27 protein-coding genes and 7 tRNA genes are annotated in these 26,184 nt (G+C 74.7%); 17 read left to right on the top strand and 17 right to left on the bottom strand.

Translation table 11 applies throughout. The annotated features are described in order from the left end of the window. Positions 1 to 7: 7 nt before the first annotated feature. Positions 8 to 991, bottom strand: coding sequence for an anti-sigma factor (locus ACVJO7_RS20250; protein ID WP_491674167.1), 984 nt, complete (start codon positions 989 to 991; stop codon positions 8 to 10). Positions 992 to 1,017: 26 nt separating this feature from the next. Further along, positions 1,018 to 1,695 carry an RNA polymerase sigma factor gene (locus tag ACVJO7_RS20245; RefSeq protein WP_491674166.1) on the bottom strand — a complete coding sequence of 226 codons (678 nt, stop codon included), beginning with the start codon at positions 1,693 to 1,695 and terminating at the stop codon, positions 1,018 to 1,020. A 275-nt stretch (positions 1,696 to 1,970) separates the two neighbouring features. On the opposite strand from ACVJO7_RS20245, the gene ACVJO7_RS20240 reads away from it, so the two are divergent. From ACVJO7_RS20240 to ACVJO7_RS20205, 8 genes are all read left to right on the top strand, one after another. Continuing rightward, complete coding sequence (locus ACVJO7_RS20240) at positions 1,971 to 2,399, top strand: SsgA family sporulation/cell division regulator (RefSeq protein WP_344023347.1); 429 nt, start codon at positions 1,971 to 1,973, stop codon at positions 2,397 to 2,399. A gap of 153 nt (positions 2,400 to 2,552) precedes the next feature. Continuing rightward, positions 2,553 to 2,625, top strand: a tRNA-Gly gene (locus tag ACVJO7_RS20235). Between the two features lie 51 nt (positions 2,626 to 2,676). Next, positions 2,677 to 2,748 (top strand) — tRNA-Cys (locus tag ACVJO7_RS20230). A 1-nt stretch (position 2,749) separates the two neighbouring features. Next, positions 2,750 to 2,824: transfer RNA gene (locus ACVJO7_RS20225), tRNA-Val, on the top strand. A gap of 144 nt (positions 2,825 to 2,968) precedes the next feature. Beyond that, a tRNA-Gly gene (locus ACVJO7_RS20220) sits at positions 2,969 to 3,041 on the top strand. 29 nt (positions 3,042 to 3,070) lie between these two features. Further along, positions 3,071 to 3,142: transfer RNA gene (locus ACVJO7_RS20215), tRNA-Cys, on the top strand. 1 nt (position 3,143) lies between these two features. Continuing rightward, positions 3,144 to 3,218: transfer RNA gene (locus ACVJO7_RS20210), tRNA-Val, on the top strand. Positions 3,219 to 3,375: 157 nt separating this feature from the next. Further along, entirely contained in the window at positions 3,376 to 4,377 is a 1,002-nt protein-coding gene (locus ACVJO7_RS20205; RefSeq protein ID WP_344023349.1) for an LLM class flavin-dependent oxidoreductase, read from the top strand. 8 nt (positions 4,378 to 4,385) lie between these two features. On the opposite strand, the gene ACVJO7_RS20200 is transcribed toward ACVJO7_RS20205, so the two are convergent. Next, positions 4,386 to 5,027: a TetR/AcrR family transcriptional regulator gene (locus ACVJO7_RS20200; RefSeq protein WP_358488663.1), complete on the bottom strand. Its 642-nt coding sequence runs from the start codon at positions 5,025 to 5,027 to the stop codon at positions 4,386 to 4,388. Positions 5,028 to 5,132: 105 nt separating this feature from the next. Between ACVJO7_RS20200 and ACVJO7_RS20195 the strand changes: the two genes are divergently transcribed. After that, complete coding sequence (locus tag ACVJO7_RS20195) at positions 5,133 to 6,023, top strand: SMP-30/gluconolactonase/LRE family protein (RefSeq protein WP_344023353.1); 891 nt, start codon at positions 5,133 to 5,135, stop codon at positions 6,021 to 6,023. Between the two features lie 90 nt (positions 6,024 to 6,113). Beyond that, positions 6,114 to 6,189: transfer RNA gene (locus ACVJO7_RS20190), tRNA-Gly, on the top strand. Positions 6,190 to 6,203: 14 nt separating this feature from the next. Here the strand turns inward: ACVJO7_RS20190 and ACVJO7_RS20185 are convergent. The 5 genes from ACVJO7_RS20185 to ACVJO7_RS20165 all read right to left on the bottom strand — a co-directional run bounded on the left by ACVJO7_RS20185 (position 6,204) and on the right by ACVJO7_RS20165 (position 11,088). Next, the gene (locus ACVJO7_RS20185; protein ID WP_491674165.1) at positions 6,204 to 7,028 is read right to left on the bottom strand and encodes an SDR family oxidoreductase; all 825 of its coding nucleotides are present in this window, start codon (positions 7,026 to 7,028) and stop codon (positions 6,204 to 6,206) included. 110 nt (positions 7,029 to 7,138) lie between these two features. Further along, a complete protein-coding gene (locus ACVJO7_RS20180; protein WP_491674164.1) occupies positions 7,139 to 7,825 on the bottom strand; it encodes a maleylpyruvate isomerase family mycothiol-dependent enzyme in 687 nt (228 codons plus the stop codon). After that, positions 7,822 to 8,667 (bottom strand): fumarylacetoacetate hydrolase family protein, encoded by an 846-nt coding sequence (locus tag ACVJO7_RS20175; protein ID WP_491674163.1) that lies wholly within the window; start codon positions 8,665 to 8,667, stop codon positions 7,822 to 7,824. Before ACVJO7_RS20175 ends, ACVJO7_RS20180 begins: the two co-directional genes overlap by 4 nt. A gap of 31 nt (positions 8,668 to 8,698) precedes the next feature. Next, complete coding sequence (locus tag ACVJO7_RS20170) at positions 8,699 to 9,808, bottom strand: cupin domain-containing protein (RefSeq protein WP_491674162.1); 1,110 nt, start codon at positions 9,806 to 9,808, stop codon at positions 8,699 to 8,701. Next, positions 9,805 to 11,088 carry an MFS transporter gene (locus ACVJO7_RS20165; RefSeq protein WP_491674161.1) on the bottom strand — a complete coding sequence of 428 codons (1,284 nt, stop codon included), beginning with the start codon at positions 11,086 to 11,088 and terminating at the stop codon, positions 9,805 to 9,807. The genes ACVJO7_RS20170 and ACVJO7_RS20165 overlap by 4 nt, the downstream gene beginning before the upstream one ends. 48 nt (positions 11,089 to 11,136) lie before the next feature. Between ACVJO7_RS20165 and ACVJO7_RS20160 the strand changes: the two genes are divergently transcribed. Beyond that, positions 11,137 to 11,910: an IclR family transcriptional regulator gene (locus ACVJO7_RS20160; RefSeq protein ID WP_491674160.1), complete on the top strand. Its 774-nt coding sequence runs from the start codon at positions 11,137 to 11,139 to the stop codon at positions 11,908 to 11,910. Between the two features lie 243 nt (positions 11,911 to 12,153). Here the strand turns inward: ACVJO7_RS20160 and ACVJO7_RS20155 are convergent, their stop codons facing one another. After that, positions 12,154 to 12,612 (bottom strand): hypothetical protein, encoded by a 459-nt coding sequence (locus ACVJO7_RS20155; RefSeq protein WP_491674159.1) that lies wholly within the window; start codon positions 12,610 to 12,612, stop codon positions 12,154 to 12,156. A 73-nt stretch (positions 12,613 to 12,685) separates the two neighbouring features. Between ACVJO7_RS20155 and ACVJO7_RS20150 the strand changes: the two genes are divergently transcribed. Further along, positions 12,686 to 12,937 (top strand): type B 50S ribosomal protein L31, encoded by a 252-nt coding sequence (locus ACVJO7_RS20150; RefSeq protein ID WP_358488672.1) that lies wholly within the window; start codon positions 12,686 to 12,688, stop codon positions 12,935 to 12,937. A gap of 81 nt (positions 12,938 to 13,018) precedes the next feature. Here ACVJO7_RS20150 and ACVJO7_RS20145 read toward each other — a convergent pair whose 3' ends face one another. Together ACVJO7_RS20145 and ACVJO7_RS20140 are read right to left on the bottom strand one after the other, a co-directional pair. Next, the gene (locus tag ACVJO7_RS20145; protein WP_491674158.1) at positions 13,019 to 14,347 is read right to left on the bottom strand and encodes an FAD-dependent oxidoreductase; all 1,329 of its coding nucleotides are present in this window, start codon (positions 14,345 to 14,347) and stop codon (positions 13,019 to 13,021) included. Between the two features lie 52 nt (positions 14,348 to 14,399). After that, a complete protein-coding gene (locus ACVJO7_RS20140; protein ID WP_491674157.1) occupies positions 14,400 to 15,275 on the bottom strand; it encodes a metallophosphoesterase family protein in 876 nt (291 codons plus the stop codon). A gap of 131 nt (positions 15,276 to 15,406) precedes the next feature. Here ACVJO7_RS20140 and ACVJO7_RS20135 point away from each other — a divergent pair, with 131 nt between their 5' ends. After that, positions 15,407 to 16,765, top strand: coding sequence for a cytochrome P450 (locus tag ACVJO7_RS20135; RefSeq protein WP_344023375.1), 1,359 nt, complete (start codon positions 15,407 to 15,409; stop codon positions 16,763 to 16,765). A 6-nt stretch (positions 16,766 to 16,771) separates the two neighbouring features. On the opposite strand, the gene ACVJO7_RS20130 is transcribed toward ACVJO7_RS20135, so the two are convergent. The 4 genes from ACVJO7_RS20130 to ACVJO7_RS20115 all read right to left on the bottom strand — a co-directional run bounded on the left by ACVJO7_RS20130 (position 16,772) and on the right by ACVJO7_RS20115 (position 19,433). Then, positions 16,772 to 17,251: a DUF6069 family protein gene (locus tag ACVJO7_RS20130; protein WP_344023377.1), complete on the bottom strand. Its 480-nt coding sequence runs from the start codon at positions 17,249 to 17,251 to the stop codon at positions 16,772 to 16,774. Between the two features lie 259 nt (positions 17,252 to 17,510). Continuing rightward, positions 17,511 to 17,954: a DUF3037 domain-containing protein gene (locus ACVJO7_RS20125; RefSeq protein ID WP_491674156.1), complete on the bottom strand. Its 444-nt coding sequence runs from the start codon at positions 17,952 to 17,954 to the stop codon at positions 17,511 to 17,513. Next, positions 17,951 to 18,820, bottom strand: coding sequence for a HipA family kinase (locus tag ACVJO7_RS20120; RefSeq protein WP_491674155.1), 870 nt, complete (start codon positions 18,818 to 18,820; stop codon positions 17,951 to 17,953). The genes ACVJO7_RS20125 and ACVJO7_RS20120 overlap by 4 nt, the downstream gene beginning before the upstream one ends. Before the next feature lie 145 nt (positions 18,821 to 18,965). Continuing rightward, entirely contained in the window at positions 18,966 to 19,433 is a 468-nt protein-coding gene (locus ACVJO7_RS20115; RefSeq protein ID WP_344023383.1) for a DoxX family protein, read from the bottom strand. Positions 19,434 to 20,000: 567 nt separating this feature from the next. Between ACVJO7_RS20115 and pgi the strand changes: the two genes are divergently transcribed. Both pgi and ACVJO7_RS20105 read left to right on the top strand, forming a co-directional pair. After that, positions 20,001 to 21,689, top strand: coding sequence for a glucose-6-phosphate isomerase (gene pgi / locus ACVJO7_RS20110; protein ID WP_491674154.1), 1,689 nt, complete (start codon positions 20,001 to 20,003; stop codon positions 21,687 to 21,689). Further along, the gene (locus tag ACVJO7_RS20105) at positions 21,674 to 22,339 is read left to right on the top strand and encodes a phosphatase PAP2 family protein (RefSeq protein WP_491674153.1); all 666 of its coding nucleotides are present in this window, start codon (positions 21,674 to 21,676) and stop codon (positions 22,337 to 22,339) included. Before pgi ends, ACVJO7_RS20105 begins: the two co-directional genes overlap by 16 nt. A gap of 25 nt (positions 22,340 to 22,364) precedes the next feature. Here the strand turns inward: ACVJO7_RS20105 and ACVJO7_RS20100 are convergent, their stop codons facing one another. Next, positions 22,365 to 22,943, bottom strand: coding sequence for a hypothetical protein (locus ACVJO7_RS20100; RefSeq protein WP_491674152.1), 579 nt, complete (start codon positions 22,941 to 22,943; stop codon positions 22,365 to 22,367). Positions 22,944 to 23,019: 76 nt separating this feature from the next. Between ACVJO7_RS20100 and ACVJO7_RS20095 the strand changes: the two genes are divergently transcribed. Both ACVJO7_RS20095 and ACVJO7_RS20090 read left to right on the top strand, forming a co-directional pair. Further along, on the top strand, positions 23,020 to 24,819 hold the full coding sequence (locus tag ACVJO7_RS20095) for an NHL domain-containing thioredoxin family protein (protein ID WP_491674190.1): 1,800 nt from the start codon (positions 23,020 to 23,022) through the stop codon (positions 24,817 to 24,819). An 18-nt stretch (positions 24,820 to 24,837) separates the two neighbouring features. Then, the gene (locus ACVJO7_RS20090; RefSeq protein ID WP_491674151.1) at positions 24,838 to 25,104 is read left to right on the top strand and encodes a trypsin-like serine protease; all 267 of its coding nucleotides are present in this window, start codon (positions 24,838 to 24,840) and stop codon (positions 25,102 to 25,104) included. A 435-nt stretch (positions 25,105 to 25,539) separates the two neighbouring features. On the opposite strand, the gene ACVJO7_RS20085 is transcribed toward ACVJO7_RS20090, so the two are convergent. Further along, entirely contained in the window at positions 25,540 to 26,181 is a 642-nt protein-coding gene (locus tag ACVJO7_RS20085; RefSeq protein WP_344023447.1) for a response regulator transcription factor, read from the bottom strand. Positions 26,182 to 26,184 lie beyond the last annotated feature (3 nt).

Raw genomic sequence — 26,184 nt, 5'->3', positions numbered from 1 at the left:
GTCGTACTCAGGTCCCCACCTGCCCAGCCGCGACTACTGCCGTGGGCTCGGAAGGGGCCTCCCTTCCGTGCTCCAGGGAGACGGCGTACGTACCGAACGCCTCTCCGTCGACCGATGCTACTGACAACGGTCCGACGGTCCCCGACCGGACGTCGAACGTCCCGAGTGCCCGCGGGGTCCCGTCGGCCTCGAGCCCCCACAGCACGTAGGTCTGGTCGTCGACCTGGTTCGGCTCGAGTCCCATGGGCACGATCTCGCGGCCGCCGTCGTGCACCAGCACCGCCGCGACCGCCGCTCCGCCGGCCTCCGGGGCCAGGAACGCGTGCGACGTGCCGGGCTGGGCGAGCGCGGTGAGCACGCCCTCCATCTGCCGGGCCTGCGCGACGCTCGCGTCCCGCTCGGCGCGCATGCTCTGGAACTCGGTGAGCACCACACCCCCGCCGACGACGACGGCGAGCGCGGCCAGGGCCGCGACCAGCACCCGTCCGGCGCGGCGCGGCTTCCGGCCGGCCCGTCCGGGACCGCTCCCGGCACCGCCGTCCGGCCGCCCGGGCCGCGACGGCCCCGGCCCCGGCGCCGGACCCTGGCGCGGCCCGCCGACCGGCTCCGGGCGCGGCGGCCCGGCCGGCACCGGCGGCGGCACGGCCGAGGGCGGCGGGAACCGGCCGGACGCCGGGTCGGCGGGCGGGCCGGGCTGCCTGCGTGCGTGCCGCGGGGCCTGCGGCGGAGGGCCGATCCGGTCCCCCGGCACCGGACGCTCACCGGCGCCCCGGCCGACCTGCGGCGTCCGCCGGGCCTGCTCGACGATCGACTCGCGTAGCCGGGGCGGCGGCTCGTACTGCGGGAGCGCCGTGGCCAGCCCGGTCGTCACGTCGGCGACCTCGGCGGCCGTCCGGCGGCACTCCGCGCAGCCGGGCAGGTGCTCGACGACCTCGAACTCCTCGTCGGGCTCGAGAGCGTGCAGGGCCCATCCGACCGTCTGCTCGGCCATCGGACAGTGCCTCCTCTCGTTCCCGTTCACGACATTCCTCCGGAGAGATCGCCACCGGCGTCCGCGACCGCAGGTCCCAGCAGGTTCCGCAGCCGCGCCACCCCGGTGAACATCCGGGACTTGACGGTGCCCAGCGGCACCCCGGTCATCGCGGCCACCTCGCGTTGGGTGTAACCGCCGTAGTACGCCAGCGCGAGCACCTGCCGCTGCTCGGCGGGCAGCCTGCCGAGCGCGTCCCGCACCTGGCCGGCGACCACCGAGCCGATCGCGTCCTCGTCGGCGCCCGGGCCGGGCGGGGCGTTCCACTCGGCGCCGTCCTCGGTGGCGGGCACGCTCCGTCGCCGGATCGCACTCTCCCGGCGGACCGCGTCCACCGACTTGTGGTGCACGAGGGTGAGCAGCCAGGTGCCGAACCGTCCGCGGTTCGGGTCGAACCGGGACGGGTCCCGCCAGAAGGCCAGGAACACCTCCTGCACGACGTCCTCGGCGAGTCCCTCGTCCGCGCAGATCCGTCGCGCCAACGAGTACGACTGCCGCCCGAACCGGTCGTAGAGCTCACCCAGTGCGGTCGAGTCCCCGGCCACGATCCGTTCCACGAGCCGGGCGTCGCCGGCGTCGTCACGACGCGGTGGCTCGCGGCGCGCGGCACCGTCACCGGGCCGCCCGTGTTCCGGACGCTCCGGCGGGTCGGCGATGCCTGCCACCAGCGTTGTCCTCACATTGCAGTCTTCGGGATCTGTGTCCGAACGGTTCGGACTCCGGCGAGAGTAGTCGCCGGCGGCCGTCCGCCTCACACGCCAGGACGGCAGAGTGCCCGTTCAGCCGCGTGTCCGCAGCGGGGAGTTACACCGTTGTGACTCGATCGGGCGTCATCCCGTGGTGATCCACGTTGATGCGTACCGGACCCGTCACCCCAGGGGCCGCTTGCTCGTTCTCCCGACTGACGCCCCACGCAACGCCCCACGAAAGAGGATGACCGATGCGCGACGAGTCCAAGACGATCCGGGCGACGGCCATGTTCGAGCTCATCGCTCCGGACGCGCCGGTCGTGCCCGTGAAGGTCGAACTGTCCTACACGAGCCGCGACCCCTACGCCGTCCAGGCCTCGTTCCGGACCGGACACGACACCACGGTCGACTGGGTCTTCGCCCGCGACCTGCTCGCCGACGGCCTGGTCGACTCGGCCGGCACCGGTGACGTCCGGGTCCAGCCGATGAGCGAGGACCCCACCCGGATCGAGCTCGAGCTCACCTCGCCGTCCGGGCACGCGCTGTTCACCACCTCGGCGCAGACCCTCTCGGAGTTCCTGCAGGCGACCTACGACGCCGTCCCGGCCGCCGCCGAGTACTCCTGGCTCGACTTCGACGCCGCGCTCGCGGACCTGCTCGACACGACCGCCCGGGACTGAGCCGACGCACCCCACCACCGGGCGGAGTCGAACTCCGCACGTGAGAGGACATCCGGTGGTGGAGAGGGGGGTGACCGCTCCCCCCTCGGGGCGGGTGCTAGTGTCCTCTCACCGCACCGTGGACCGGCTACCAGCCGGAGATGCGGTGCTCGTGCGGACGTAGCGCAGCTGGTAGCGCATCACCTTGCCAAGGTGAGGGTCGCGGGTTCGAGTCCCGTCGTCCGCTCGGAAGATCGGCCCCTGAGCCGGGACCTTCCAGCGGGATCGCACTGGTTCCGGCGGAGTGGCCGAGTGGCTTAGGCAAGGGCCTGCAAAGCCCTGTACGCGGGTTCGATTCCCGCCTCCGCCTCGCGCGATTAGCTCAGCGGGAGAGCACTACCTTGACACGGTAGGGGTCACTGGTTCAATCCCAGTATCGCGCACCATCCGAGGTCCCCGGGTCGCCACGACCCGGGGACCTCGTCGTTTCCCGGGCCCCGTCGCGGCCGGTCGATCATGACCGCCCCCCCTCGCACCCCGCCACGGACCGTGCGCTAGTGTTCTCCCAACGCACCGGGGAACGGTGCGGTGCGGACGTAGCGCAGCTGGTAGCGCATCACCTTGCCAAGGTGAGGGTCGCGGGTTCGAGTCCCGTCGTCCGCTCGGCCGGTCTCGGAACGAGTCGGGAATCCGGCGGCGTGGCCGAGTGGCTTAGGCAAGGGCCTGCAAAGCCCTGTACGCGGGTTCGATTCCCGCCGCCGCCTCGCGCGATTAGCTCAGCGGGAGAGCACTACCTTGACACGGTAGGGGTCACTGGTTCAATCCCAGTATCGCGCACCACCAGCGAGAACCCCCTGATCGACGGCGTCGGTCAGGGGGTTCTCGGCGTTCCGGGGGCATGCTGCGCCGCCCGCTTGACACGACCCCGTCCGGCGGTGACTATGCGCTTAGTCAGCGGTCGTGACATGGCCCACCCCGGAACGAACGGAGGACACCAATGGAGGTGTCGTGCGCCTTCCCGACGAGCCTGGGCTCGCCGGACGACATCGCGCTCGCGGAGCAGCTGGGATACGACCGAGCCTGGGTCTACGACACCCCGCAGCAGAGCCCGGACGTGTGGATGACCCTCGCGCTCGCCGCCGAGCGGACCGAGCGGATCGGGCTCGGCCCGGGCGTGCTGGTCCCGAGCCTGCGGCACCCGATGGTGAACGCGGCGGGCACCGCCACCCTCGCCGCACTCGCCCCCGGCCGGGTCGCGGTCTCCTTCGGCACCGGGTTCACCGGCCGGCGCGCGATGGGCTACCGGGCGATCACCTGGGCCTTCATGGACTCCTACATCCGCGCCTACCGCGGCCTGCTCCGCGGCGAGGTCGTCGAGTGGGAGGGCGCCCGGATGCAGATGCTGCACCCGGACGGCCACTCCCCCGCCCGCCCGGTCGACGTCCCGGTGCTCGTCGGCGCGCTCGGCCCGAAGGGCGACGCGGTCGCCCGCGAGCTCGGCGACGGCCTGTACGCCACCCTGCAGGCCCCGGAGTTCATGAAGGACCACCCGTGGGCGGCGTTCCTGGTGTGGGGCACCGTGCTGGACGACGACGAGGGCGTCGACACCGACCGCGTCCGCGCGGCGGGCGGGCCCGGCTGGGCACTCGCCTACCACGGCGCCTACGAGTTCGGCGGCCCCGACGCCGTCCGCGCACTGCCCGGCGGCGACGCCTGGATGGACACCGTCGAGCGCACCGCCGGCGGCGAGCGGCACCTGGCCGTGCACGCGGGCCACTGCGTCGAGCTCAACGACGCCGACCGGGCCGCCTGGGCCGCCGGCGGACACGTGCTGCTGCGCGACGCCACCATCAGCGGCACCCGCGACGAGGTCCGGCGCAAGATCGAGGACCTCGGCGCGCAGGGTGTCACCGAGATCGTCTTCCAGCCCTGCGGGCCGGACACCCGCTCCGAGCTGGAGCGGTTCCTGGAGGCCGCACGCGCGGTCGCGACGGTCTGAGCCGGGTCTCAGCCCGGCTGCGGGCCGGGGACCGCGGAGACCATGCTCACGGCGAGATCGGCGTAGAACCGGCCGAGCTGCTCGGGCGAGTCCGGGCCGTCCGGCCGGTACCAGCGCACGAGATCGACCCCCAGCGAGAGCAGGGCCCGCACCACCCGGCCGGCGTCGACCGGGGCGAAGTCGCCCCGGTCGACGCCCTCGGCGATCACCGACCGGAACAGCTCCGGGAACTGCCTGCGGATCGCGACGATCTCGTCCAGGTGCTCCGGGCCCAGCGCCGCCAGCTCGTACTGGCACACCCGCGCCGCGACGTGGTGCCGGGCGTGCCAGGACACGAACCGGGCCACCACCGCCCGCAGCCGGGCCGGCGGGTCGTCGAGCCCGGCCGTCACCTCGGGCGCGGAGACCGCCTCCAGCGCCCGCAGGTGGCCGCGCCGGGCGATCTCGAACAGCACGTCCTCCTTGGAGCGGAAATGCACGTACAGCGCGGCCGGGCTCAGCCCGGCGCCGGTCGAGATGTCCCGGGTCGTCGTGCCGGTGAAGCCCCGCCGGGCGAAGCAGTGCACGGCGGAGGTGAGCAGCGTCCGGGCGACCGGCGCGAGATCGTCCCCCCAGAGCCCGGCCGCCGGATCCGCGGCGTTCCGCGTCATGTCGCCCCCTCCACCGCACGTACCCACCGTGTTCCTTGACACATCTAGCAGATCCACTGACTATGCGCTCAGTCATCAGCGCCGTCGCCGCCGGAGGAATCCCCCATGCCCCGTGAGATCAGCACCATCGTCAGCGGCCTGACCTACACCGAGTGCCCGCGCTGGCACGACGGCCGCCTGTGGTTCGTCGATTTCTACACCCACCAGGTGCTCTCGGTCGCCGAGGACGGCAGTGACCAGCGCCTCGAGGCCGAGGTCCCGGAGCAGCCCTCCGGGCTCGGCTGGCTGCCCGACGGCAGGCTGCTCGTGGTGTCCATGCGCGACGCCCGGGTGCTCCGCCGCGAGCCCGACGGCACCCTGGTCACCCACGCCGACGTCTCCGCGCACACCGGCGGGCACCTCAACGACATGGTGGTCGACGCCCGGGGGCGCGCCTACGCGGGCAACTTCGGCTTCGACCTGATGGGCGGCGCGCCGCTGGAGACCGCGTCACTGGTCCGGATCGACCCGGACGGCTCGGTCGCCGTCGTCGCCGACGACCTGTGGTTCCCCAACGGTAGCGTGATCACCGACGACGGCACGCTGCTGGTCAACGAGACCTTCGGCAACCGGATCACCGCGTTCGACATCGCCGAGGACGGCTCGCTGAGCGGCCGCCGGGTGTGGGCCTCGTTCGGCGAGCTGCCGGACCGCGACGTCGAGAAGGCGCTCGGCCAGATCGCGGTCGCGCCGGACGGCTGCGGGCTGGACGCCGAGGGCGCCCTGTGGGTCGCCGACGCGCTCAACGCCCGGCTGATCCGGGTCCGCGAGGGCGGCGAGATCGTCGACACGATCGAGACCGGCACCGGGGTGTTCGCCTGCATGCTGGGCGGCTCCGACGGGAAGACCCTGTTCGCCAGCGTCGCGCCGGACTTCCACGAGGAGGCCCGCCGCAACGCCCGGGAGGGTGCCGTGGTGGCGGTCCGGGTCGAGGTCGGGCACGGCGGCACCCCCTGAGCGACCGCGCCCGGGCCCCCACGGGTCCGGGCGCCTGCCGGGTGCGCTACGGTTCACCACGCAGATCGCACCGGGCACGGTGCGAGGCGTGCGGACGTAGCGCAGCTGGTAGCGCATCACCTTGCCAAGGTGAGGGTCGCGGGTTCGAGTCCCGTCGTCCGCTCCACATCCCGGGACCGGTCAGGGCCGCCATCCGTTGCGGTGCCGGGCGAAACCGCCCTCCGAGGCGATCACCTGCCCGGTGATCCAGTAGGCCTCGTCGGTGCACAGCCACGAGATCAGCCGGGCCGGGTCGTCCGGCTCCCCGTAGCGGCCGAACGGGAACATCTCCGCCATCGCACGGAACGCCTCCGGCCCCAGGTAACCGGTGTCGACCGGCCCCGGATTGACCGTGTTCACCCGGATCCGCCGGTCCGCCAGCTGATCGGCCAGGGTCGGCGTGATCCCGGCGACGGCCGCCTTCGCGGCCGCGTAGGCGACCTCGCCGGGCATCGGGCCCTCCGCCTGGCCGGAGGTGAGCAGCACGATCGCGCCGCCGGGGCGGTCGTCGTCGTGCGCGTTCGCGTACGCCTGGGCCAGCAGGATCGACGCCCGCGCGTCCACCGCCCAGTGCCGGTCCAGCTCCTCCCCCAGCTCGCCCAGCGGGCCGTCGGACCCGGACAGCGCCTGGTTCGCGACCAGCACGTCCAGCGGTCCGACGAGCGCCCGGGCGGCGTCCACCAGGCGCTGCGGCCCGGCCGGATCGGCCAGGTCGGCGTGCACGTCGGCGACCACCGCGCCGTCCGCCGCGCGATGGCCGCGCACCTCGGTGACGGCGGCGCCGACGTCGTCGGCGCCCCACTCCTGGGCCGCGTCGTGCGGCGCGAAGTGGTGCACGACGACGCTCGCGCCGTACGCGGCGAGCCGGCACGCGGTCGCGTGCCCGATCCCGCCACGCCGGCCGGCGCCGGTGACGAGCGCGGCCCGGCGGCGCAGGGGCATCGGGTCCCGCCGCAGACTGCTCACCACACCGGCTTACCGGACCCGGCGGGCGCCCGCGACCCGGTTTCGCCGGCCCGGCCGACCCGGGACCGGCCCGGCGTGACGCGCCGCCGGCCCGGTGTGGTGCGACGCCGTCACAGCCACCGGGGCAGCTCCGGCAGGTCCGGGCAGTGCGGCGCGCGGCCGACCAGCCAGGCCGCGGCCAGCGGCACCGGCAGCTCCACCTTGTGCCGCTCCCCCTTCCCCGGCAGCTCGTGCAGCGTGCGCGGGGTGCGCAGCACCGCCGGCGGCCCGCTGCGCGTCGACCGCCAGGCCACCACGTCCTCGATCAGCGCGACCAGGAAGTCCCCGGGGAGGTCGGCGAACCGGACCCCCGCGTCGAGATCGACGGCGTGGATGCAGGTCTCCCGGGCGCGCAGCCAGATCGTCTCGGCCGCCCGGACCGTGCGGCCCTGGGCGGTCACCACCGGCTCCGACCAGGCGTCCGCCGGCATCGTGTCCATCGCCGCGGACAGCCGCTCGGCGGTGTCCCGGACCCGGTCGGGCAGGTCGGCGCGCAGCGCACCGGACTCGATCTCGGCGGCCCGCTGCTCCGGGGAGGCGTACATCGGGTTCTCCACCCCGGTGCGCGCCCAGTCCAGCAGCCGGCCGAGCGCCTCGGCGTTCGACGCGACGTGGGCCAGCAGGTGCCGCCGGCTCCAGCCGGGCAGCGCGCACGGCCGGTCCAGCGCGGCGTCGTCGAGGGTGTCGAGGGCGCCGAGCAGCAGCCGGGTCCCCTCGTCGGCCCAGGTGCGGTCGGCGGACGCGGTCGCCGCCGTCACGCCGGCACCGGTGCGGCCGCGGCGACCGCGTTGCGCTGCGCGCCGAGCCCGCAGATCGCGGTGCCCAGGACAGCGCCGCCGGTCAGGTAGCGGCGCGGCTCGCGGGCGTGCCCGACGCCGCCCGGGGTGCCGGTCGCGATCACGTCGCCCGGGTTCAGGGTGACGATCGAGGAGATGTAGGAGATCAGCGCGACCGGGTCGAACACCAGGTCCGAGGTGTCGGCCCGCTGCACGGTCTCGCCGTCCACGGTGCAGCTCAGGTCGAGCGCCGGGCGGACGCCGCCGGGCAGCTCGTCCGGGGTGACCAGCTGCGGGCCGAGCGGGGTGGTCGCCTCGAACGTCTTGCCCTGCAGCCACTGCACCGAGCGGTACTGCCAGTCCCGCATGGTCACGTCGTTGAGCACGGCGAACCCGGCGACGGCCGAGGCCGCTTCGGCCTCCGACGCCCGGCGCACCCGGCGGCCGACGACGACGGCCAGCTCGGCCTCCCAGTCGACGGCCGACGAGGCGGCGTCCAGCTCGATCACGTCGTCCGGGCCGATCAGCGCCTCCGGGAACTTCGCGAACAGCGTCGGGTACTCGGGCAGCTCCCGGCCCATCTCCAGGATGTGCGAGCGGTAGTTCAGCCCGACGCAGAAGATCTTGCCCGGGTGCGGGACGGCCGGGGCCAGGTCGGCGCCGGCCAGGTCGTGCCGCGGCCCGTCGGCCGAGGCGGCGCGCGCCTCCCACATCGGGTCGGCGAGCAGCGCGCCGAGGTCGGGGGCGCCGATCTCGACGGCGGTGTCGCCGTCGATCCGGGCCGCCCGGGTTCCGGCGGCGGTCCGCAGGGTGGTCAGTCGCATGGGATGTTCCTCTTCCTTCTCTGGTGGGTTCTCAGGGGTTGCCGAGCTCGACCCGGTCGAGGTGCAGGCGTTCGAGGATCGGCGCGTCGGAGAACCGGAACAGGTCCAGTCCGGTCACCGCGGTCACCGTCAGCGGCACCCAGGACGGGACCGTGACCAGGTCGCCGCGGTGCACCGCCCACTCCCGGTCGCCGACCCGCACCGTGCCCTCGCCGTCGAACACCTGCCAGACCGACGAGCCGACCTCGCAGCGGGTCGCCGTCCGGGTGCCGGCCCGCAGCCGGTGCATCTCGGCGCGGATGGTGGGGAGCACGTCGCCGCCGGTGACCGGGTTGCTGAAGCGCACCGCGGCGTGGCCTGCCTCCAGCACGCCGGGGCGGCCCTCGTCGGCCAGCGCCAGCTGCTCGCGCAGCGCGGCGTCGGTGTGCTCCCAGCGGTAGGCCGCGATCGGCGAGCACCGGGTCTCCCCGGTGACGCCGACCGGCCGCAGGCCGGGATGGGACCACAGCCGCTCCGAGCGGGAGCGGGCCGGCGCCGACCGGTCCGGCACCTCCTCGGGGCCGTCCTCGAAGAACCCGGAGCCCATGTGGTGGGCGAACGGGATGTCCAGCCCGTCCAGCCAGGCCATCGGCGCGTCCGACCGGTTGTGGTGGCCGTGGAAGCGCCAGCCGGGGGTCAGCAGGAAGTCGCCACGGCGCATCGCGACCGGGTCGTCGTCGACGACGGTCCAGACACCCTCGCCCTCGACGACGAACCGGAACGCGTTCTGCGCGTGCCGGTGCACCGGGGCGTCCTCGCGCGGGTTCAGGTACTGGATCGCCGCCCACAGCGTCGGCGTCGCGAACGGCGCCCCGCCCAGCCCCGGATTGGCGAGCGCGATCGCACGGCGCTCGCCGCCCCGGCCGACCGGCACCAGATCGCCGGAACGCTGCGCCAGACCCAGCAGCTCCGACCAGCACCACCGGTGCGGCACCGCCCGCGGCCGCGGCGACGGCGGCATCAGGTCGCCGATCTCGGTCCAGAGCGGGACCAGCGACTGCCGCTCGAAGCCCCGGTAGAGCTCGGAGAGCGCGGGGCCCGGTTCGGGCTGACCGGGTCCGCCGGTGGCGCGCAGGGACACCGGCGAGGCGTGGACGGTCATGCGGGGACTCCTTCCGGGCGGGGCTCGCCCACCGGACGGCGGATCATCAGGAGGACGGCCCCGGCCGCCGCCGCGGCCAGGGCGAAGATCAGGAAGTTGGCGTTCACGCCCAGCCCTGCGGCCAGCAGCAGGCCGCCGACCTGCGGCGCGGCGACCGCGCCGATCCGGCCGACGCCGAGCGCGACACCGAGCGCGGTGCCGCGCATCGCGGCGGGGTAGCGGCCGGCGACCATCGCGATGATCAGGCACTGGGTGCCGTGCGTGCCGATCCCGGCGAGCACCAGCGCCAGGTAGGACCCGGCCACCCCCGGGCCGGTGAGCAGCACCAGCAGCCCGGCCGAGGCGAGCAGGCAGGCGGCGACGCCGGTCCCGGCCGCGCCGAACCGCACCGCGACCGCGGCGGCGAGCACCGAGCCGGCGACCGCGCCGAGATTGAGCGCGAGCAGGAAGCCCAGCGCCGGCCCGAGCTCGAACCCGGCGGTCCGCATCAGCTGCGGCAGCCAGGTGCCCAGCCCGTACCAGGTGAACAGGGTGGCCGCGGTGGCCACCGCGAACAGCACGGTCGGGCGCAGGTAGGGGCCACGGAACAGCTCACCGGGGCCGGCCGCCGCCGGGGTGGCGATGGCGGGCTCGGGTGGCACGCCGTACCGGGCCTCGACGATCTCGGCCTCGGTGATCCGGCCCCGCCCGCGCAGCCAGGCGGGCGACTCGGGCAGCCGGAACAGGCACACCGGGACGACGAGCACGAGCGCGAGCAGCGCGATCCCGAACATCGGCCGCCAGCCGGCGGCCGGCAGCACGCCGATCCCGACCAGCGCCGCGATCGATCCGCCGATCGGGATCCCGGACATCATCAGGGTCGCCACCACCGGCCGGTAGCGGGCGGGGACGAACTCGGCGCCCAGCGCGCTCGCGGCGGGCACCAGCCCGCCCAGCCCGAGCCCGGCCAGCAGCCGGAACAGCCCGAACACGACCGGGCCCGGCGCCAGGCCGCAGATCGCGGTGCACACCGAGAACACCACGGTGCAGGCCAGGATGGTGCGCCGGCGGCCGAGCCGGTCGGTGAGGAAACCGGCCAGCAGCGCGCCGACGAGCATGCCGACGAACGCGAGGCTGCCGATCAGCCCGGCGCTGCCGGGATCGAGCCCCCAGCCCGGCTCCTCCAGGAGCGCGGGCAGCACGGTGCCGTAGACGATCAGGTCGTAACCGTCGAAGACGATCAGAAGCCAGCAGAGCAGCGTCACCGTGGCCGCCGCCCCGTGCCGAGACGTCACTGTCATGCCCCGGACGGTATGGGGATTCTGCAAGACGGGCGATAAGATTCTGACATGAAGAATCGGCCCGCGTACGGCATCGACTCGGTGGACCACGCCCTGCGCCTCGCGACCCTGCTCAAGCAGGAGGGACCGCTGCGCGTCATGGAGGCCGCCGAGCATCTCGGCGTGGCCCGCTCCACCGCACACCGGCTGCTCGCGATGCTGGTCTACCGCGACTTCGCCGAGCAGGACGACGACCGCCGCTACCTCGCCGGGCCCGCGCTGCGGCATCCGTCGGCGCCCGAGCCGGTCGCCGACCTGCGCCGTATCGCGGAGCCGCACCTGCGCGAGCTGACCGCGCGGACCGGCGAGACCACCAGCGTCACCGTGACGGTCGGGCAGCGGACCCGGTTCGTCGCGACCGTGGAGTGCACCCAGGTGCTGCGGGTCGGCGACCGGGCCGGCCGGGTGCTCCCGGCGCATCTGGCGTCCGGCGGGAAGGCCGCGCTCGCCACCCTGCCCGACGACGAGGTCCGGGCCCGGCTGGCCGGCCCGGACGCGGCCGAGGCAGGCCCGGTCGACGTCGAGGCGCTGCTGCGGGAGCTGCGCCGGTGCCGGCGCCGCGGCTACGCGCTGAACGAGCAGGCGACCGAGTCCGGGGTGACCGCGATCGGTCGGGCGGTGGACGGTCCGCCCGGCGCGGTCCCGGCCGCCGTCGCGATCGCGATGCCGACCGTCCGGTTCCGGCGGGACCGGGTCGCCGAGCTCGGTGCCGAGCTGGCGGCCGCGACCGGCCGGATCGGGACCGAGTGGGCGGTGGAGGCGGCGGGGTACCGGACCGGCTGATCCGGCATCGGCGCCCTCCGCCGACGCCCCGGGCGGCAGCCTGGGCGGCGACCCGGCCGGCGACCACGGGCGGGGACCCGGGGCGGCGACCACGGGCGGCAACCACGGCCGGCGACCACGGGCGGCAGCCTGGGCGGCGGCGACCCCGGGCGGCGACCCGGGCGGCGACCCGGGTGCGACCACGGGTGGCGGAGCCGCCCCGCGCGACGCTCCGGCCGGGGCGACGGGCGCCCGCTGGTCCGGCTACCGCCCGGCCGGGGCGGGGCTGATCGCGCAGCGCAGCCGGGCGGGCAGCGCCATCGGGTCGGGCGCCCCGCCGCCCTGCAGCCAGCCGGTCACCACCCGCACGTCGAGGGTGCTGCGGACCGGGCCGACCGCGACCACCGGCGACGTCGCGCGGCTCCGGTCCGGCACGCAGCCCTGCACGAGCAGCATCAGGCCCGGCCGGCGGCCGGCGCAGACGGCGGGGCCGAGCCGGCAGCCGGCGGTGACGAGCATGCCGTGCGGGCTGTCCCGCACCACCGCGCGCAGGCCCTCGAACAACACCTCGTCGATCCCCGGCAGCGCCGCGACGACGCCGCCGCCGACACCACCGCACCCGCCGACACCGGGGCCGGGACCGGGACCGGAATCGCCGTCGTCGTCGAAGCCGGAGGGCATGTGCGCACAGGACCCGCACCGGACCACCGTGAAGCCGTCCATGGACACCTCCTGCAAACCGGAACCATTGTCGTTTAGAGTTCACGGTAGCAGTCGTCGACGCAGGAGGAACCCCGTGAAGCCCGGCATCCACCCCTCGTACGGTCCGGTCGTCTACCAGGACATGTCGACCGGCGACCGGTTCCTGACCCGGTCCACCGAGACGTCCCGGGAGACCGTCGAGTGGTCCGACGGCAACTCCTACCCGCTGGTCAGGGTCGACATCACCGCGGCGTCGCACCCGTTCTGGACGGGCAACACCCGGGTGCTCGACGCCGCCGGGCAGGTCGAGAAGTTCCGCCGCCGGTTCGGTGAGCGCAAGCGCTGAGCACGGCCGGACGGGCGGCCGCGGGGTTCCGCGACCGCCCGTCCCTGAGCCCGGTCTCGCACCGGGTGGTCCTGCCCGGGATCAGCCGGCCCGGCTGATCTCCGTCATCTCCTCGCGCGGGATGACCTTGATCCGCTCGCGGCCCCGGGCCTCGCCCAGACCGCGCTCGTGCTTGTCCAGGGTGAGCCAGCCGTCCCAGGTGGTGAACGGGACGCCGCGCCCGGCCAGCAGCGCGTCGACCGCCTCCGGATCGCGCTGCGCGGCGCGGGGCAGGCCGTCGGCGTCGGCCAGCAGGCTGCCGACGGTCTCCGAGGCGCAGCCCTTGGTGTGCCCGATCAGCCCGACCGGGCCGCGCTTGATCCAGCCGACGGCGTAGACGCCCGGATGGCCGGCCACCCGGCCGGCCTCGTGCGGGACGACGCCGCGCGCGGCGTCGAACGGCAGCCCGGCGAGCTCGGACCCGGTGTAGCCCACGGCCCGGTAGACCGCACCGACCGGGTACTCGGTGTACACCCCGGTCCCGCGCACGGATCCGTCGCCGGTGTACTCGGTGCGCTCGACCCGCAGACCGGTCACCCGGTCGGTGCCGAGCACCCGGTCCGGCCGCGCGAAGAAGTGCAGGTGCACCCGGCGCGGATCGCCGCGGCGGTCGCGGATCGCCCAGTCCTGCAGGACCTTCACCACCATCTGGACGTGCTTGGTGGCGCGGATGTCGGCCATCGAGCCGTCGTCGAACTCGACGTCCTCCGGATCGACGACCACCTCCAGGCCGGGCACGTGATCGAGCTCGCGCAGCTCCATCGGGCTGAACTTGGCCTGCGCGAGACCGCGCCGGGCGAACACGTGCACGTCGGTCGCCGGATTGACGGCGAGACCGGCGTGCACCGAGTCCGGGATCTCGGTGGAGAGCATGTCCTCGGCGGACTTGGCGAGCACCCGGGCGACGTCGAGCGCGACGTTCCCGGCGCCGATCACGGCGACCGACGACGCGTCGAGGGTCCACTCGCGACCGACGTCGGGATGGCCGTCGTACCACCGGACGAACTCGGCGGCGCCGTGGCTGCCGAGCAGGTCGATGCCGGGGACGTCCAGGTCGCGGTCGCGCTCGCAGCCGGTCGCGACGATCACCGCGTCGTAGTGCTCGCGCAGGTCGTCCAGGGTGAGATCGGTGCCGTAGTGGACGTTGCCGAACAGCCGCACGGCCGGGTTGTCCAGCACCCGGTGCAGGGCGTTGACGATCTGCTTGATCCGCGGATGGTCCGGGGCGACGCCGTAGCGCACCAGGCCGAACGGCGCGGGGAGCTTTTCGAACAGGTCCACCGCCACCTCGGCGTCGGACTTGATCAGGGTGTCGGCGGCGTAGATCCCGGCCGGGCCGGCACCCACCACCGCGACGCGCAGCGCGTTCATCGTTCTCCTCGGGGTCGACGACCCGAGCGTAGATGAGGTAAGCCTTACCTTATTATGACGAAGGTAACACGATGCGCGGCAACAGGTCCGGGAAGTGGCCGCCGACCCGCTCGGAGTGGCGCCGCCACTCGCGCGGGTAGCCGAGCGAGACCTCGACGAACGGGACGCCGTCGACGGTCACCGTCCGCGGGATGTGCAGGTGCCCGTGCACGACGGCCTTCGCCCGGTAGCGCCGGTGCCAGTCGGCGGTCGCCGTGGTGCCGCACCACAGCGCGAACTCGGGATGGTGCAGCACGTTGCAGGGCTCGCGGACCAGCGGCCAGTGGTTGACCAGCACGGTCGGGAGGTCCTCGTCGAGCCCGTCGAGCCGGGCCGTCGTGGTCGCCACCCGGGCGACGCTCCACGCCTCCCGGGTCGGGTACGGGTCCGGGTACATCAGGTGCTCGTCGGTGCACACCACCCCGGCCGCGTACGCGGCGGCCAGCCCCTCGGCCGAGGTGGACGTGCCGGCCGGTAGGAACGAGTAGTCGTAGGGCACGAACAGCGGTGCGACGACGGCCGGCCCGCCCGGCCCGTCCCACACCGGGTACGCGTCCTCCGGGGTGTGCACACCGATCTCGCGGCAGCGGCGGACCAGCTCGTCGTAGCGGGCGACGCCGGCGAGCTGCTCGACCTCCTCGGCGCGGGCGTTCCTGGCCCGGGTCCAGAGCTCGTGGTTGCCGGGCGTCCAGAGCACCGTGGCGAACCGCTCGCGCAGCGCGGCCAGGGTGCCGGCGACGCCCTCGATGCGCTCGTCGACGTCGCCCGCGACGATCAGCCAGTCGTCCGGGTGCGCCGGGGCGAGCGTGTCGGCGATCGTCCGGTTCTCGGCGTGACGGACGTGCAGGTCGCTCACCGCGAGCAGGCGCGGGCCATCCGGGGCGGACACCTCACCAGTAGTACCCGCCGGGCCGGCCCGGATCGGACCGGGCCGGCGGAAAAGTTCCTTACCGCGAGTAGCTTACTGCCGGTAGCGTCGGTCCCGAGATCGACGACGAGGACACGACGCGGGAGGTCGGCATGGCGGGATCACGCGGGGCGCGGCGCTGGGTCCGGTGGGTGCTGCGGCACGGGGCGGTGCGACGGGAGGTGTCCCGGCAGGCCGCCAGGGGTGACCTGGGCGCCCGGATGATCATCGAGCCGGACGCGGTGCGCGACCCGTACCCGCACTACGAGGCCCTGCGGTCGCAGGGCCGCCTGGTGCGCTCGGCGCTGAGCTGGACCACCGTCGACCACGAGATCACCACCGAGGTGCTGCGCAGCCCCGACTTCTGCGTCGGCCTGCGGATGCCGGAGAACGCACCCGGGCTGCTCAAGGCGGCGCTGCGGGCCGGTGGGAGCTGGCCGCTGGGACCGGCCGAGCCGCCGTCGCTGCTCGCGATCGACCCGCCGGACCACAATCGGATCCGCAAGCTGGTCACCCGCTCGTTCAGCGCCAAGGCGATCACCCGGCTGCGCGGCCGCACCGAGGAGGTCGCGGCCGGGCTGCTCGACGACATGGAGTCCGGCCGGGCCCGCTCCGGCACGCACCGGCGGGCCGATGTCGTGGCGCAGTACGCCTCGCTGCTGCCGGCCACCGTGATCGCCGAGATGCTCGGTGCGCCGCTGTCCATGCGCGAGGACTTCCTGCGCTGGGGCGAGGGCGGCGCCTACTCGCTCGACATGGGCCTCACCTACCCGATGTTCCGGCGCTCGGAGCGGGACATCGACGCGCTGGCCGACTGGATGGCCGGCCACTTCGAGGACCTGCGCCGCAACCCGAACGACAGCATCCTGTCCTCGCTGGTCCAGGCCTACGACGAGGAGGAGGGCCGGCTCACCCACGACGAGCTGGTGTCGCTGGCGCTGCTGCTGCTCGCCGCCGGGTTCGAGACCACCGTCAACCTGATCGGCAACGGCACCCGGCTGCTGCTGGCCCATCCCGACCAGCTGGAGCGGCTGCGCGCCGATCCGTCGCTCTGGCCGAACGCCGTCGACGAGATCCTGCGCTTCGACTCCCCGGTGCAGCGCACCGGCCGGGTCGCCGCCCGGGACACCGAGGTGTGCGGCTTCCCGGTCAAGCGGGGTGCGCTGGTGCTGACCCAGCTCGGCGGGGCCAACCGGGATCCGGCGGTGTTCACCGATCCCGGGCGGTTCGACGTCGGCCGGGAGAACGCCGACCGGCACGTCGCGTTCAGCCAGGGCATCCACTACTGCCTGGGCGCCGCGCTGGCCAAGATGGAGGGCGAGGTCGGCCTGCGGGCCCTGTTCGACCGCTATCCGGACCTGCGCTCCGACGGGCCGGCGGAGCTGCGCGGGACCCGGGTGCTGCGCGGCTACCGCAGCCTGCCGGTCCGGCTCGGCGAGGCCCGCAGCGACGTGCAGGAGCCGGTCGCCTGAGCCGGCTCAGATCCGGGTGGACGCGCTGGTCACGGTCGTCGTGACCAGGCTGATGATCGCCATGCCGATCACCAGGTGGATGACGCCGGTGGCGATCCGGACGGTGAGCGGCTCGGTGGAGAACGCCAGGGGGTAGACCGTGGCCACCGCGGTGAGCAGGCCCGCGATCCAGCCGAAGTACGCCATCGGGCTGGGCACCGCGACCAGCAGCAGCTGGGCGAGCCCGGTCGCCGCCAGCGCGGCCAGCGCGGCGGCGATCGCGAGCTGGACGGCGCCGTCCCAGCCGCCGATGATGTCGCCCTCGATCGGCGCCAGGTACGGGATCTGCAGCAGCACCCGCACGATCAGGAACCCGACCATCGCGATCAGCGCGGCGATCACCGCGGTCGCGACGCCGCCGGCCCACAGCCGGCCCGCCTGCACGGCCGGCCGGCGCGGGGGGTGGGGATCCCGGCTCATCTCACGGGTCCGGTCGTCCTCGGACATCGTCGTCTCCCCCGGGTGTCGCGCTGGTCTGTGGATCGGGCGGGTGGATCGCACGAGGAGTGTGACGCATCCGTGCGGAGCACGCGTGATCACCCGGCGTGCCCGGCACGTTACGCCGCGACCCGGCAACGTGGAACCAGCCGTACCGGCAACCCGCGGGACTCGCACCGATCGTGGCCCCACTCCGCCGAGATGCAGCTCAGCGGGCCGGCCAGCGCTGCGCGGCCCGCTGAGCTGCATCTCGGCGAGGACGGCCGGGTCAGCCGCGCGGCGGGCCCGGCGGGCGGACCAGCCGGTCGAGCAGCCGGTCGGCCTCCGCGGCCGGATCCGTGGTGAGGCCGGCGTGCACCGGGCCGGGGGCGACGATGGTGCTGCGCGCCGTCGTCAGCCTGCGGAACCGGCGCCCGATGTCCTCCCCCGCACCCGGGCCGCGGGCGGCGAGCGCGCCGGTGGCGTGCCGGTCCGAGCGCGGCGGCTCCGGGACCGAGGCGACCGCCGCGATCGTCGCGAGCAGGTCGTCGGCGGCGTCGGCGTCGCAGTGCGGGTCCAGCGCGGCGAGCCGGGCCCGGTCCAGCTCGACCCGGACCACCAGGGCGTCGTGCGGGCGGCAGTACAGCAGTACCCCGGCGTTCATCGTCTCGCCGCGCTCGATCCGCGGGACCACCCGCAGCAGCGCGTACTCGTAGCCGACCGGACCGCTCACCGGCCGGCCCCGCCGATCCGCAGCCACGACGGGTGCCGGGGCTCCCGCTGCACCGGTCGCGGCCGGCCGGCCGCGACCGTCCCGGCCACCCCCGGCAGCCAGGCGGAGCGCTGCGCGACCCGGTCGAGCAGGGCGCCGCGGTAGCCGGCCCGGACCGCGTCCGGCGAGCCGAACCCGTCGGTGCCGTCCAGCCACTCGTCGGGCACCAGCGCCAGCACGCCGTCGAGCAGCTCGGCGGTGACCAGCGGGGCGAGTGCGGTGTCGGCGGCGGCCAGGTCCGGGTGCGCGCCGAGCAGCACGTGGTCGCCCGCGTCGAACGGCCGGGCCGGGAACCGGGCCACCGAGCCCCAGTCGTGGGCGAAGGTCAGCGTCGCGCCGTGGTCGATCAGGTACGGGCTGCGGTGCCACAGCAGCATGTTCGAGTTCCGCCAGGACCGGTCGACGTTGCCGACCAGCGCGTCGAACCACAGCACCCGCCCGGCGAACCCGGGGCCGACGTCGAACGCCAGCGGGTCCAGGTCGAGCGCCCCGGGCAGGAAGTCGATCGCCAGGTTCAGCCCGGCGGAGCGCCGGAGCAGCTCCTGGACCTCCTGGTCCGGCTCGGAGCGGCCGAGGCCGCCGTCGACGGTGATCGTGGCGATCTCCGGGACCGGCAGGCCGAGCGCGCGGGCCAGCTCCCCCGCGACGATCTCGTTGACCAGCACCGCCCGGCCCTGGCCCGCGCCGGTGAACTTGACCGCGTAGCTGCCGAGATCGTCGGCCTCCATCAGGCCGGGCAGCGATCCGCCCTCGCGCAGCGGGAGCACGTAGCGGATCGCCGTGACATGACGCAGGCCCCGCTCGGGCGGGGCCGGTGGGGAGGACACGGCGCGAGGGTAGTGCGGCGCGCCGGGCGGTCGCGATCCAGATGCGCGACCGCCCGCACCCCGTGGCGTCGGGGTGCGGGCGGGTGGTGGTTCACCGGCCCGTCCGGCGTCGGGGTGCGCGGACGGGCCGGGAGGTCCGGTGTGCTCAGACCGAGACGGTCTGCCGCGGGATGGCCTGGGTCTGCTCGATCCGGCGCTCGGCGTGCTTCGCGAGCAGCTCGTCCGCGCTGAACCGGCCCGGGCCGGAGACCATGAAGGCGAGCAGCCCGCAGATGATCACGCCGACCAGCGCCCAGCCGTTGTCGGCCATGAACAGGCCGTGCTGGCCGTGCACGAAGTAGATCGCGCCCGCCATCACGAACACCATCAGCGCCGACGGCACGACCATCCGCAGGCCGAGCAGCAGCGAGGCGGACAGCACCAGCTCGACGACGATCGTGAACGAGGCCGCCGCGATGGCCAGTGGGATGCCGAACTTGCTGAACACCGCTGCCGTGTCGAACAGGCCGGCGTCGACCTTCATCCAGGCGTGCATCACCAGGATGTAGGCGAGCAGGACACGGCCGACGAGCAGGACGACGTCGCGCGGGGTGCCGGTCAGGGAGCGGTACACGGTGCCTCCAGGGTGCGGACATGATCACGTCGGGTGACACGGTGATCACTGAATGCACAAGAGCCTAGGAGATCAACCGCCTTGCGCCACCCGGTCCAGCGACTCTGCGCGACGAGCCGACCGCATCGCGCGACGAGTGTCGTTGCACTCACACCTCGTCGTGCGGCGCCCGCCACGACCGGGCGATTCGGCGCCACGACCGGTCCGGACGCCGCCGAGCGGCCCGGGCGGTTCCGCATCGCCGCTGGTCACAGGCACGGAACGTGCACAGTGTCGGCGGCCGGTCACCCGTCTGCCCCAGTACTCACGGGTAACTTGGGACGGCATCACGGACCGTTTCCGGCACCCGGCAGCCGGTCGCCCGTGCGGTACCGCCCGTCGCGGACGGCGCCGTCCGCGACGGGCGGTACCCCCGGGCGGCCCAGCGCGACCGGACCTGTGCGGACCGTCGCCGGTACCCCCGTCCGACAGCACCGTCCGACAGCACCGTCCTTCGGCACCGTCCGATACCGCGGCTCGCGCTCGTGTCGGCGCGCTGCCCGATCCGCGCTGCGGAATGATGGACCCGTGTCCGACACGAGCATCGACATCACCGCCACTCCGGAGTGGACCGCGCTGACCGAGCACGCGGCGGAGGTCGAGCCCCGCCACCTGCGGGCGTTGTTCGCCGACGACCCGGGCCGGGCCGCCGCGCTGACCGCACGCGGCGCCGACCTGCTCCTCGACTACTCCAAGCACCGGATCACCCGGGAGACGGTCCGGCTGCTGGGTGCGCTCGCCCGGGCCGCCGGGCTCCGCGAGCGCACCGAGGCGATGTTCACCGGCGAGCGGGTCAACACCTCGGAGAACCGCGCCGTGCTGCACACCGCCCTGCGGCTCCCCCGGGACGCGACGCTGGTCGTCGACGGCCAGGACGTCGTCGCCGACGTGCACGCGGTGCTCGACCGGATGGGCGAGTTCACCGACGCGGTCCGGTCCGGCGCATGGACCGGGTTCACCGGCAAGCCGATCCGCACCGTCGTCAACATCGGCATCGGCGGCTCCGATCTCGGCCCGGTGATGGCCTACGAGGCGCTGCGCGACTACGCCCGGCGCGACCTCGAGTGCCGCTTCGTGTCCAACATCGACCCGACCGACCTGACCGAGGCGCTGACCGGGCTGGACCCGGCGACCACGCTGTTCGTGGTGTCGTCCAAGACGTTCACCACCCAGGAGACGCTGACCAACGCGCGCAACGCCCGGTCCTGGCTGCTCGACGGGCTCGGCACCGACGACGGGAAGGCGATCGCCCAGCACTTCGTCGCGGTGTCCACCAACGCCGAGAAGGTCGCCGGGTTCGGCATCTCCACCGACAACATGTTCGGCTTCTGGGACTGGGTCGGTGGCCGGTACTCGCTGGACTCCGCGATCGGGCTGTCCCTGATGTGCGCCATCGGCAAGGAGCACTTCGCCGGGTTCCTGGCCGGGATGCACGCCATGGACGTGCACTTCCGGACCACCCCGCCGGAGGAGAACCTGCCGGTCATCGCCGGGATGCTCGGCATCTGGTACACGAACTTCTTCGGCGCCGAGACCCGCGCGGTGCTCCCCTACAGCCAGTACCTGCACCGGCTGCCCGCCTACCTGCAGCAGCTGACGATGGAGTCCAACGGCAAGTCCGTCCGCGGCGACGGCACCCCGGTCAGCACCGTCACCGGCGAGATCTTCTGGGGCGAGCCCGGCACCAACGGCCAGCACGCGTTCTACCAGCTGCTGCACCAGGGCACCCGGATCGTGCCCGCCGACTTCATCGGCTTCGCGCAGCCGCACCACGCGCTCCCCGGCGAGGACAGCGACCCGGGGGACAGCGGCTCCGGGGACATGCACGACCTGTTCATGGCGAACCTGTTCGCGCAGACCGCGGCGCTGGCGTTCGGCAGGACCGCCGCGGAGATCGCCGCCGAGGGCACCCCGGCCGACGTGGTGCCGCACAAGGTGATGCCCGGCAACCGGCCGACCTCGACGATCCTCGCCGAGAAGCTGACCCCGGCCGTGCTCGGCCAGCTGATCGCGTTCTACGAGCACGTCACGTTCGTCGAGGGCACGATCTGGGGCATCGACTCCTTCGACCAGTGGGGTGTGGAACTCGGGAAGGTGATGGCCAGGCAGTTCGGGCCCGCGCTGTCCGCGGCCGAGCCGCCGTCGGCGCAGGAGGCCGGCCTGGACCCGTCCACCGCCGCGCTGATCGGCCAGTACCGGGCGTGGCGCGGGCGGTGAGCCCGGCCGCCCCGGCCCGCGACGTCCGCCGGCTCGCGATCGTCGCGCTGGTCCTGCTCGCGGCGGCGGTGGCGCTGATGGCCGTCGTGAGCTCCGGCGCGCTGGCCGGCCGGGACGTCGGCACCGCGGTCGGGCTGGCCGACGAGCGGCGGCCGGCGGCGACCGCGACCGCGCTGGTCGTGACCGAGATCGGCAACACCGCCGCGAGCGCGGGCCTCGCGCTGGTGGTGGGCGGCGCGCTGGCCTGGCGGGGGTTCCGGGCCGAGGGGCTGTGCGTGGCGCTCGTCCCGCTGCTGACCAGCGTCGTGTTCACCGCGCTCAAGCGGGTCCTGGACCGGCCCCGGCCGCCGGAGGAACTGCAGGTGATGGCGGTGGCGAACGAGTCGCTGCCGTCCGGGCACGCGGCGATGGCGGCCGCCGCCTGGACCGTGCTGGTGCTCGTGCTGTGGCCGCGGTGCGCGGCCCGGGGCCGCGCGCTGCTCGCCGGGTTCGCGGTGCTGTGGGTGGTGGCGGTCGGGATCACCCGGATCTACCTGGGCGTGCACTGGCTGTCCGACGTGCTCGCCGGCTGGGCGCTGGGGGCCGGGCTGGCGTTCGCCGGGGTGGCGGTGCTGGCCGCGGTGACGGCGCGCCGGGCCGCGGAGGTCTGACTCCTCGCCGGCCCGGCCGGGCGGGTCAGCCCTCCGGGGACCGCTCCTCGTCGGCGGGCGGGTCCAGGGCCCGGGTGACCGCCTCGGCCCGCGACCGGGTCGCGGCGAGCTCGCGGGCGGTCTCGATCCACCCGACGACGTCGTCGCGCACCCAGGCTCCGCGCAGCGCGTCCGCGCCCCGGGACCAGGTCCGCAGCACCCCGGTCGCCTCCCCCGCCGAGTCCGAGCGGCGCCACCGGCGGTCGGTGGCGAGCACCCGGGTCATCGCGCCGACCGCACGCATCGCCTTCGCGACCTCGGCGACGTTCTCGATCGGCACCGGCAGCCCGGCGACCGCGTGCGCGACCTGCGCCCGCCGCGCCACCAGCAGCAACCCCACCAGCGTCAGCAGCACCAGCGCCGCCCCGGCGAGCGCCGGGCCGGTGCCGAGGAACGCACCGAGCACCGCCGCCACGGCGACCACCGGCACCGCGAACCGCAGCCGTCGGGTCCATCCGGCCAGCGCGACGGCGCGATGCTGCGCCGCCCGGTCCGGCGGGCCCTGCTCGGCCCGGACCAGGCCGCGGTCGACGAACAGCAGGGCGGCATCCGAGTCGTCCGGCACGCCGAGATCATGCCACCGGCCCCGGGACGCGGAACACGCGCGCCGCACCGGCGTTGTCGTGATCGTGACCGAGCGGATGCGGGTACGCGCGCCGGAGCTGCGCGGGCGGCGGTGGCTGAACACCGGCGGCCGGGAGCTGACCCTGGCCGGGCTCCGCGGCCGGATCGTCGTGCTGGACTTCTGGACCTTCTGCTGCGTCAACTGCCTGCACGCGCTCGACGAGCTGCGCGCCGTCGAGCACGAGTTCGGCGACGTGCTCACCGTGATCGGCGTGCACTCGCCGAAGTTCCTGCACGAGGCCGATCCGGCGGCCGTCGAGGCGGCGGTCGAACGCTACGGCGTGGCCCATCCGGTGCTCGACGATCCGGAGCTGACCACCTGGGACGCCTACGCCGCCCGCGCCTGGCCGACGCTGGCCGTCGTCGATCCGGAGGGGTTCGTCGTCGCCCGGATGGCCGGTGAGGGGCACGGCCCCGGCCTGGCCGCCCTGGTCCGGGAGCTGATCGCCGAGCACGGCGACCGGCTGCGCCGCGGCGACGGCCCGTACCTGCCGCCGCCCGCCCCGGCCACGGCGCTGCGCTTCCCCGGGAAGGTGACCCGGCTCCCGGACGGCGGGTTCCTGGTGTCCGACAGCGCGCACCACCAGCTCGTCGAGCTGGCCGACGACCTGGTCACCGAGCGGCGCCGGTTCGGCGAAGGGACCCGCGGGCTGCGCGACGGACCGGCCGCGGACGCGCGGTTCGCCGAGCCGCAGGGGCTGCTCGTGCTGCCCGACGGCGACACCGTGCTGGTCGCCGACACCGTGAACCACGCCGTCCGGTCGCTGTCGCTGGCCGCGGGCACCGTCTCCACGCTCGCCGGGACCGGCGAGCAGCTGCGCGAGCGGATCCCGCCCGGATCGGGCGCCGCACAGCTGTCGTCGCCGTGGGACCTCGCGCTGTGGGACGACGGCCGGGTGGTCGTCGCGATGGCCGGTTCGCACCAGCTGTGGATCGTCGACCCTGGCACCGGGGCCGCGACCGTGCTCGCCGGCACCACCAACGAGGGCCTGCGCGACGGCGCGTTCGACGAGGCGGTCCTGGCCCAGCCGAGCGGGCTCGCCACCGGGCCGGACGGCACGCTGTGGGTCGCCGACTCCGAAGTGTCGGCGCTGCGCCGGGTGTCGGCCGAGCCGGTCACCGGGCCGCAGGTGGGCACCGCCGTCGGGCTGGGCCTGTTCGACTTCGGGCACCGGGACGGGCCGGCCGCCGAGGCGCTGCTGCAGCACCCGCTCGGCGTCACCGTGCTGCCCGACGGCTCGGTCGCCGTCGCCGACACCTACAACGGCGCCGTACGCCGCTTCGATCCGGACCGCGGCACCGTCAGCACCCTCGCCGACGGCCTCGCCGAGCCGTCGGACCTGCTGGTCGACGGCGACACCCTGGTCGTCGTCGAGTCGGCGGCGCACCGGCTGGTCCGGCTGCCGATTCCCGCCGGGTCGCCGGTCGCCGGGGACGCGCACCGGGTGCGCCGGGTCCCGACGCCGCTCGCCGCCGGCGTCAGCCTGCGGATCGGGTTCACCCCACCCGCCGGTCAGCACCTCGACGACCGGTTCGGCGACCCGACGTCGCTGACCGTGGCCGCCGACCCGCCCGGGCTGCTGCGCGCCGGCGCCGGCACCGCGACCGGCCTCGTCCGGACCCTCGAGCTCGATCCGGCGGTCGGGTCCGGGGTGCTGCAGGTCGCGGTCGCCGCCGCGGCCTGCGACGCCGCGCCGGACGGCACCTCCGCCACGTTCGCCGCCTGCCACCGCTACCAGCAGGACTGGGGCATCCCGGTCGTCGTGACCCCGGACGGGCCGTCCACACTCGACCTGGACCTGCGCGCGGTCCACTGAGTCCGCTACCACGGCTCGGTGACCTCGCGGAGCCGACGATGGCCCTACCCGCTGCTCGCCGTGCTCGTGCTGCTCGCCGGGTTCGTGGCACGGAACTACCGGCCGCGGGCCGAGCCGCCACCGGTGCCGGGGCACGGTGCCGTCAGCACCGAGCGGGCGCCGTGGGTGGTGGCGCTCGCGTCCGCCGCCGACCCTCCGGTCAAGCACTGCGTGGGAACGCTGGTCGCGCCGTCGGTCGTCGTCACGGCGTCGCACTGTGTGATGAACCGGGAGCCGGCGACCTGACGGTGATCGCCGTTCGGACCGATCTGCGGACCCGCGACGGTGTGGAGATCCCGGCGGCCGACCTGTGGGAGGTGCCCGGTGCGTCCGACGGGAACCCGATCCTCGGCGGGCTGTCCGGCCCGGTGGCTGCGGCACCCGACCCCGGGACGGTGCTCCTCGCCGAGCCGTTGGCACAGCCGACGCTGCCGCTCGACACGACCGGTGGCGCCACCCCGGCGCGGCCGGTCGTCTTCTACGGGTGGCGGGTGGATCCGGCGGACCGACAGTGGAGCACCGGTCGTCGGCGGCGGCCGGCCGGCGGGGGTGAACGCCTGGGGCCCCGACCCGGGCCCGGCAACCCCGAACTACCACGCGCGGGTCGCCACCCACGCTGCCGAGCTGCAGCGCCTGATCGACCGGGCGAGCGTCACCGGGCGGTTCACCGGCTGGTCCGCCTCACCCCTCCAGCCAGGTCAGCACCGCCATCACCCGCCGGTGGTCGTCCGACGACGGCGGCAGCCCGAGCTTGGTGAAGATCGACGAGATGTGCTTCTCGACGGCCCCCTGGGTGATCACCATCAGCCGTCCGATGGCGGTGTTGGTGCGGCCCTGCGCCATCAGCTCCAGCACCTCGCGCTCGCGCGGCGACAGCTCCGCCAGCGGGTCGCGGCGGCGGCGCCGGGTGAGCAGCGCCGACACCACCTCCGGATCGAGCACGGTGCCGCCGGCGGCGACCCGGGTGAGCGCGTCGGACAGGTCGGCGAGCTTGGACACCCGGTCCTTGAGCAGGTAGCCGACGCCGCCGCCGGCCTCCAGCAGGTCGGTGGCGTAGGACTCCTCCACGTACTGGGAGAGCACCAGGATCCCGATCTCCGGGTACTGCCTGCGGATCTCCAGCGCCGCGCGCAGCCCCTCGTCGGTGAACGACGGCGGCATCCGCACGTCCACCACCGCCACCTCCGGGCGGTGCTCGGCCACCACCTCGACCAGCGCGGCCCCGTCGCCGACCGCGGCGAGCACCGTCGCACCCGCCTCCTCCAGCAGCCGGACCAGCCCCTCCCGCAGGAGCATCGAGTCCTCGGCGAGGACAACGCGCATCGT

The organism is Pseudonocardia sp. DxW (assembly GCF_058448985.1).
The sequence above is the reverse complement of the archived record's forward strand: the minus strand, read 5'-3'. Positions and strand labels throughout refer to the sequence as shown.

Excerpts from the sequence above, each read along its gene's own strand:
- ACVJO7_RS20250 (WP_491674167.1), bottom strand. The coding sequence starts at position 991 with ATGGCCGAGCAGACGGTCGGATGGGCCCTGCACGCTCTCGAGCCCGAC.
- ACVJO7_RS20240 (WP_344023347.1), top strand. The coding sequence starts at position 1,971 with ATGCGCGACGAGTCCAAGACGATCCGGGCGACGGCCATGTTCGAGCTC.
- ACVJO7_RS20205 (WP_344023349.1), top strand. The coding sequence starts at position 3,376 with ATGGAGGTGTCGTGCGCCTTCCCGACGAGCCTGGGCTCGCCGGACGAC.
- ACVJO7_RS20200 (WP_358488663.1), bottom strand. The coding sequence starts at position 5,027 with ATGACGCGGAACGCCGCGGATCCGGCGGCCGGGCTCTGGGGGGACGAT.
- ACVJO7_RS20195 (WP_344023353.1), top strand. The coding sequence starts at position 5,133 with ATGCCCCGTGAGATCAGCACCATCGTCAGCGGCCTGACCTACACCGAG.
- ACVJO7_RS20175 (WP_491674163.1), bottom strand. The coding sequence starts at position 8,667 with ATGCGACTGACCACCCTGCGGACCGCCGCCGGAACCCGGGCGGCCCGG.
- ACVJO7_RS20170 (WP_491674162.1), bottom strand. The coding sequence starts at position 9,808 with ATGACCGTCCACGCCTCGCCGGTGTCCCTGCGCGCCACCGGCGGACCC.
- ACVJO7_RS20165 (WP_491674161.1), bottom strand. The coding sequence starts at position 11,088 with ATGACAGTGACGTCTCGGCACGGGGCGGCGGCCACGGTGACGCTGCTC.
- ACVJO7_RS20160 (WP_491674160.1), top strand. The coding sequence starts at position 11,137 with ATGAAGAATCGGCCCGCGTACGGCATCGACTCGGTGGACCACGCCCTG.
- ACVJO7_RS20155 (WP_491674159.1), bottom strand. The coding sequence starts at position 12,612 with ATGGACGGCTTCACGGTGGTCCGGTGCGGGTCCTGTGCGCACATGCCC.
- ACVJO7_RS20145 (WP_491674158.1), bottom strand. The coding sequence starts at position 14,347 with ATGAACGCGCTGCGCGTCGCGGTGGTGGGTGCCGGCCCGGCCGGGATC.
- ACVJO7_RS20135 (WP_344023375.1), top strand. The coding sequence starts at position 15,407 with ATGGCGGGATCACGCGGGGCGCGGCGCTGGGTCCGGTGGGTGCTGCGG.
- ACVJO7_RS20130 (WP_344023377.1), bottom strand. The coding sequence starts at position 17,251 with ATGTCCGAGGACGACCGGACCCGTGAGATGAGCCGGGATCCCCACCCC.
- ACVJO7_RS20095 (WP_491674190.1), top strand. The coding sequence starts at position 23,020 with ATGCGGGTACGCGCGCCGGAGCTGCGCGGGCGGCGGTGGCTGAACACC.
- ACVJO7_RS20085 (WP_344023447.1), bottom strand. The coding sequence starts at position 26,181 with ATGCGCGTTGTCCTCGCCGAGGACTCGATGCTCCTGCGGGAGGGGCTG.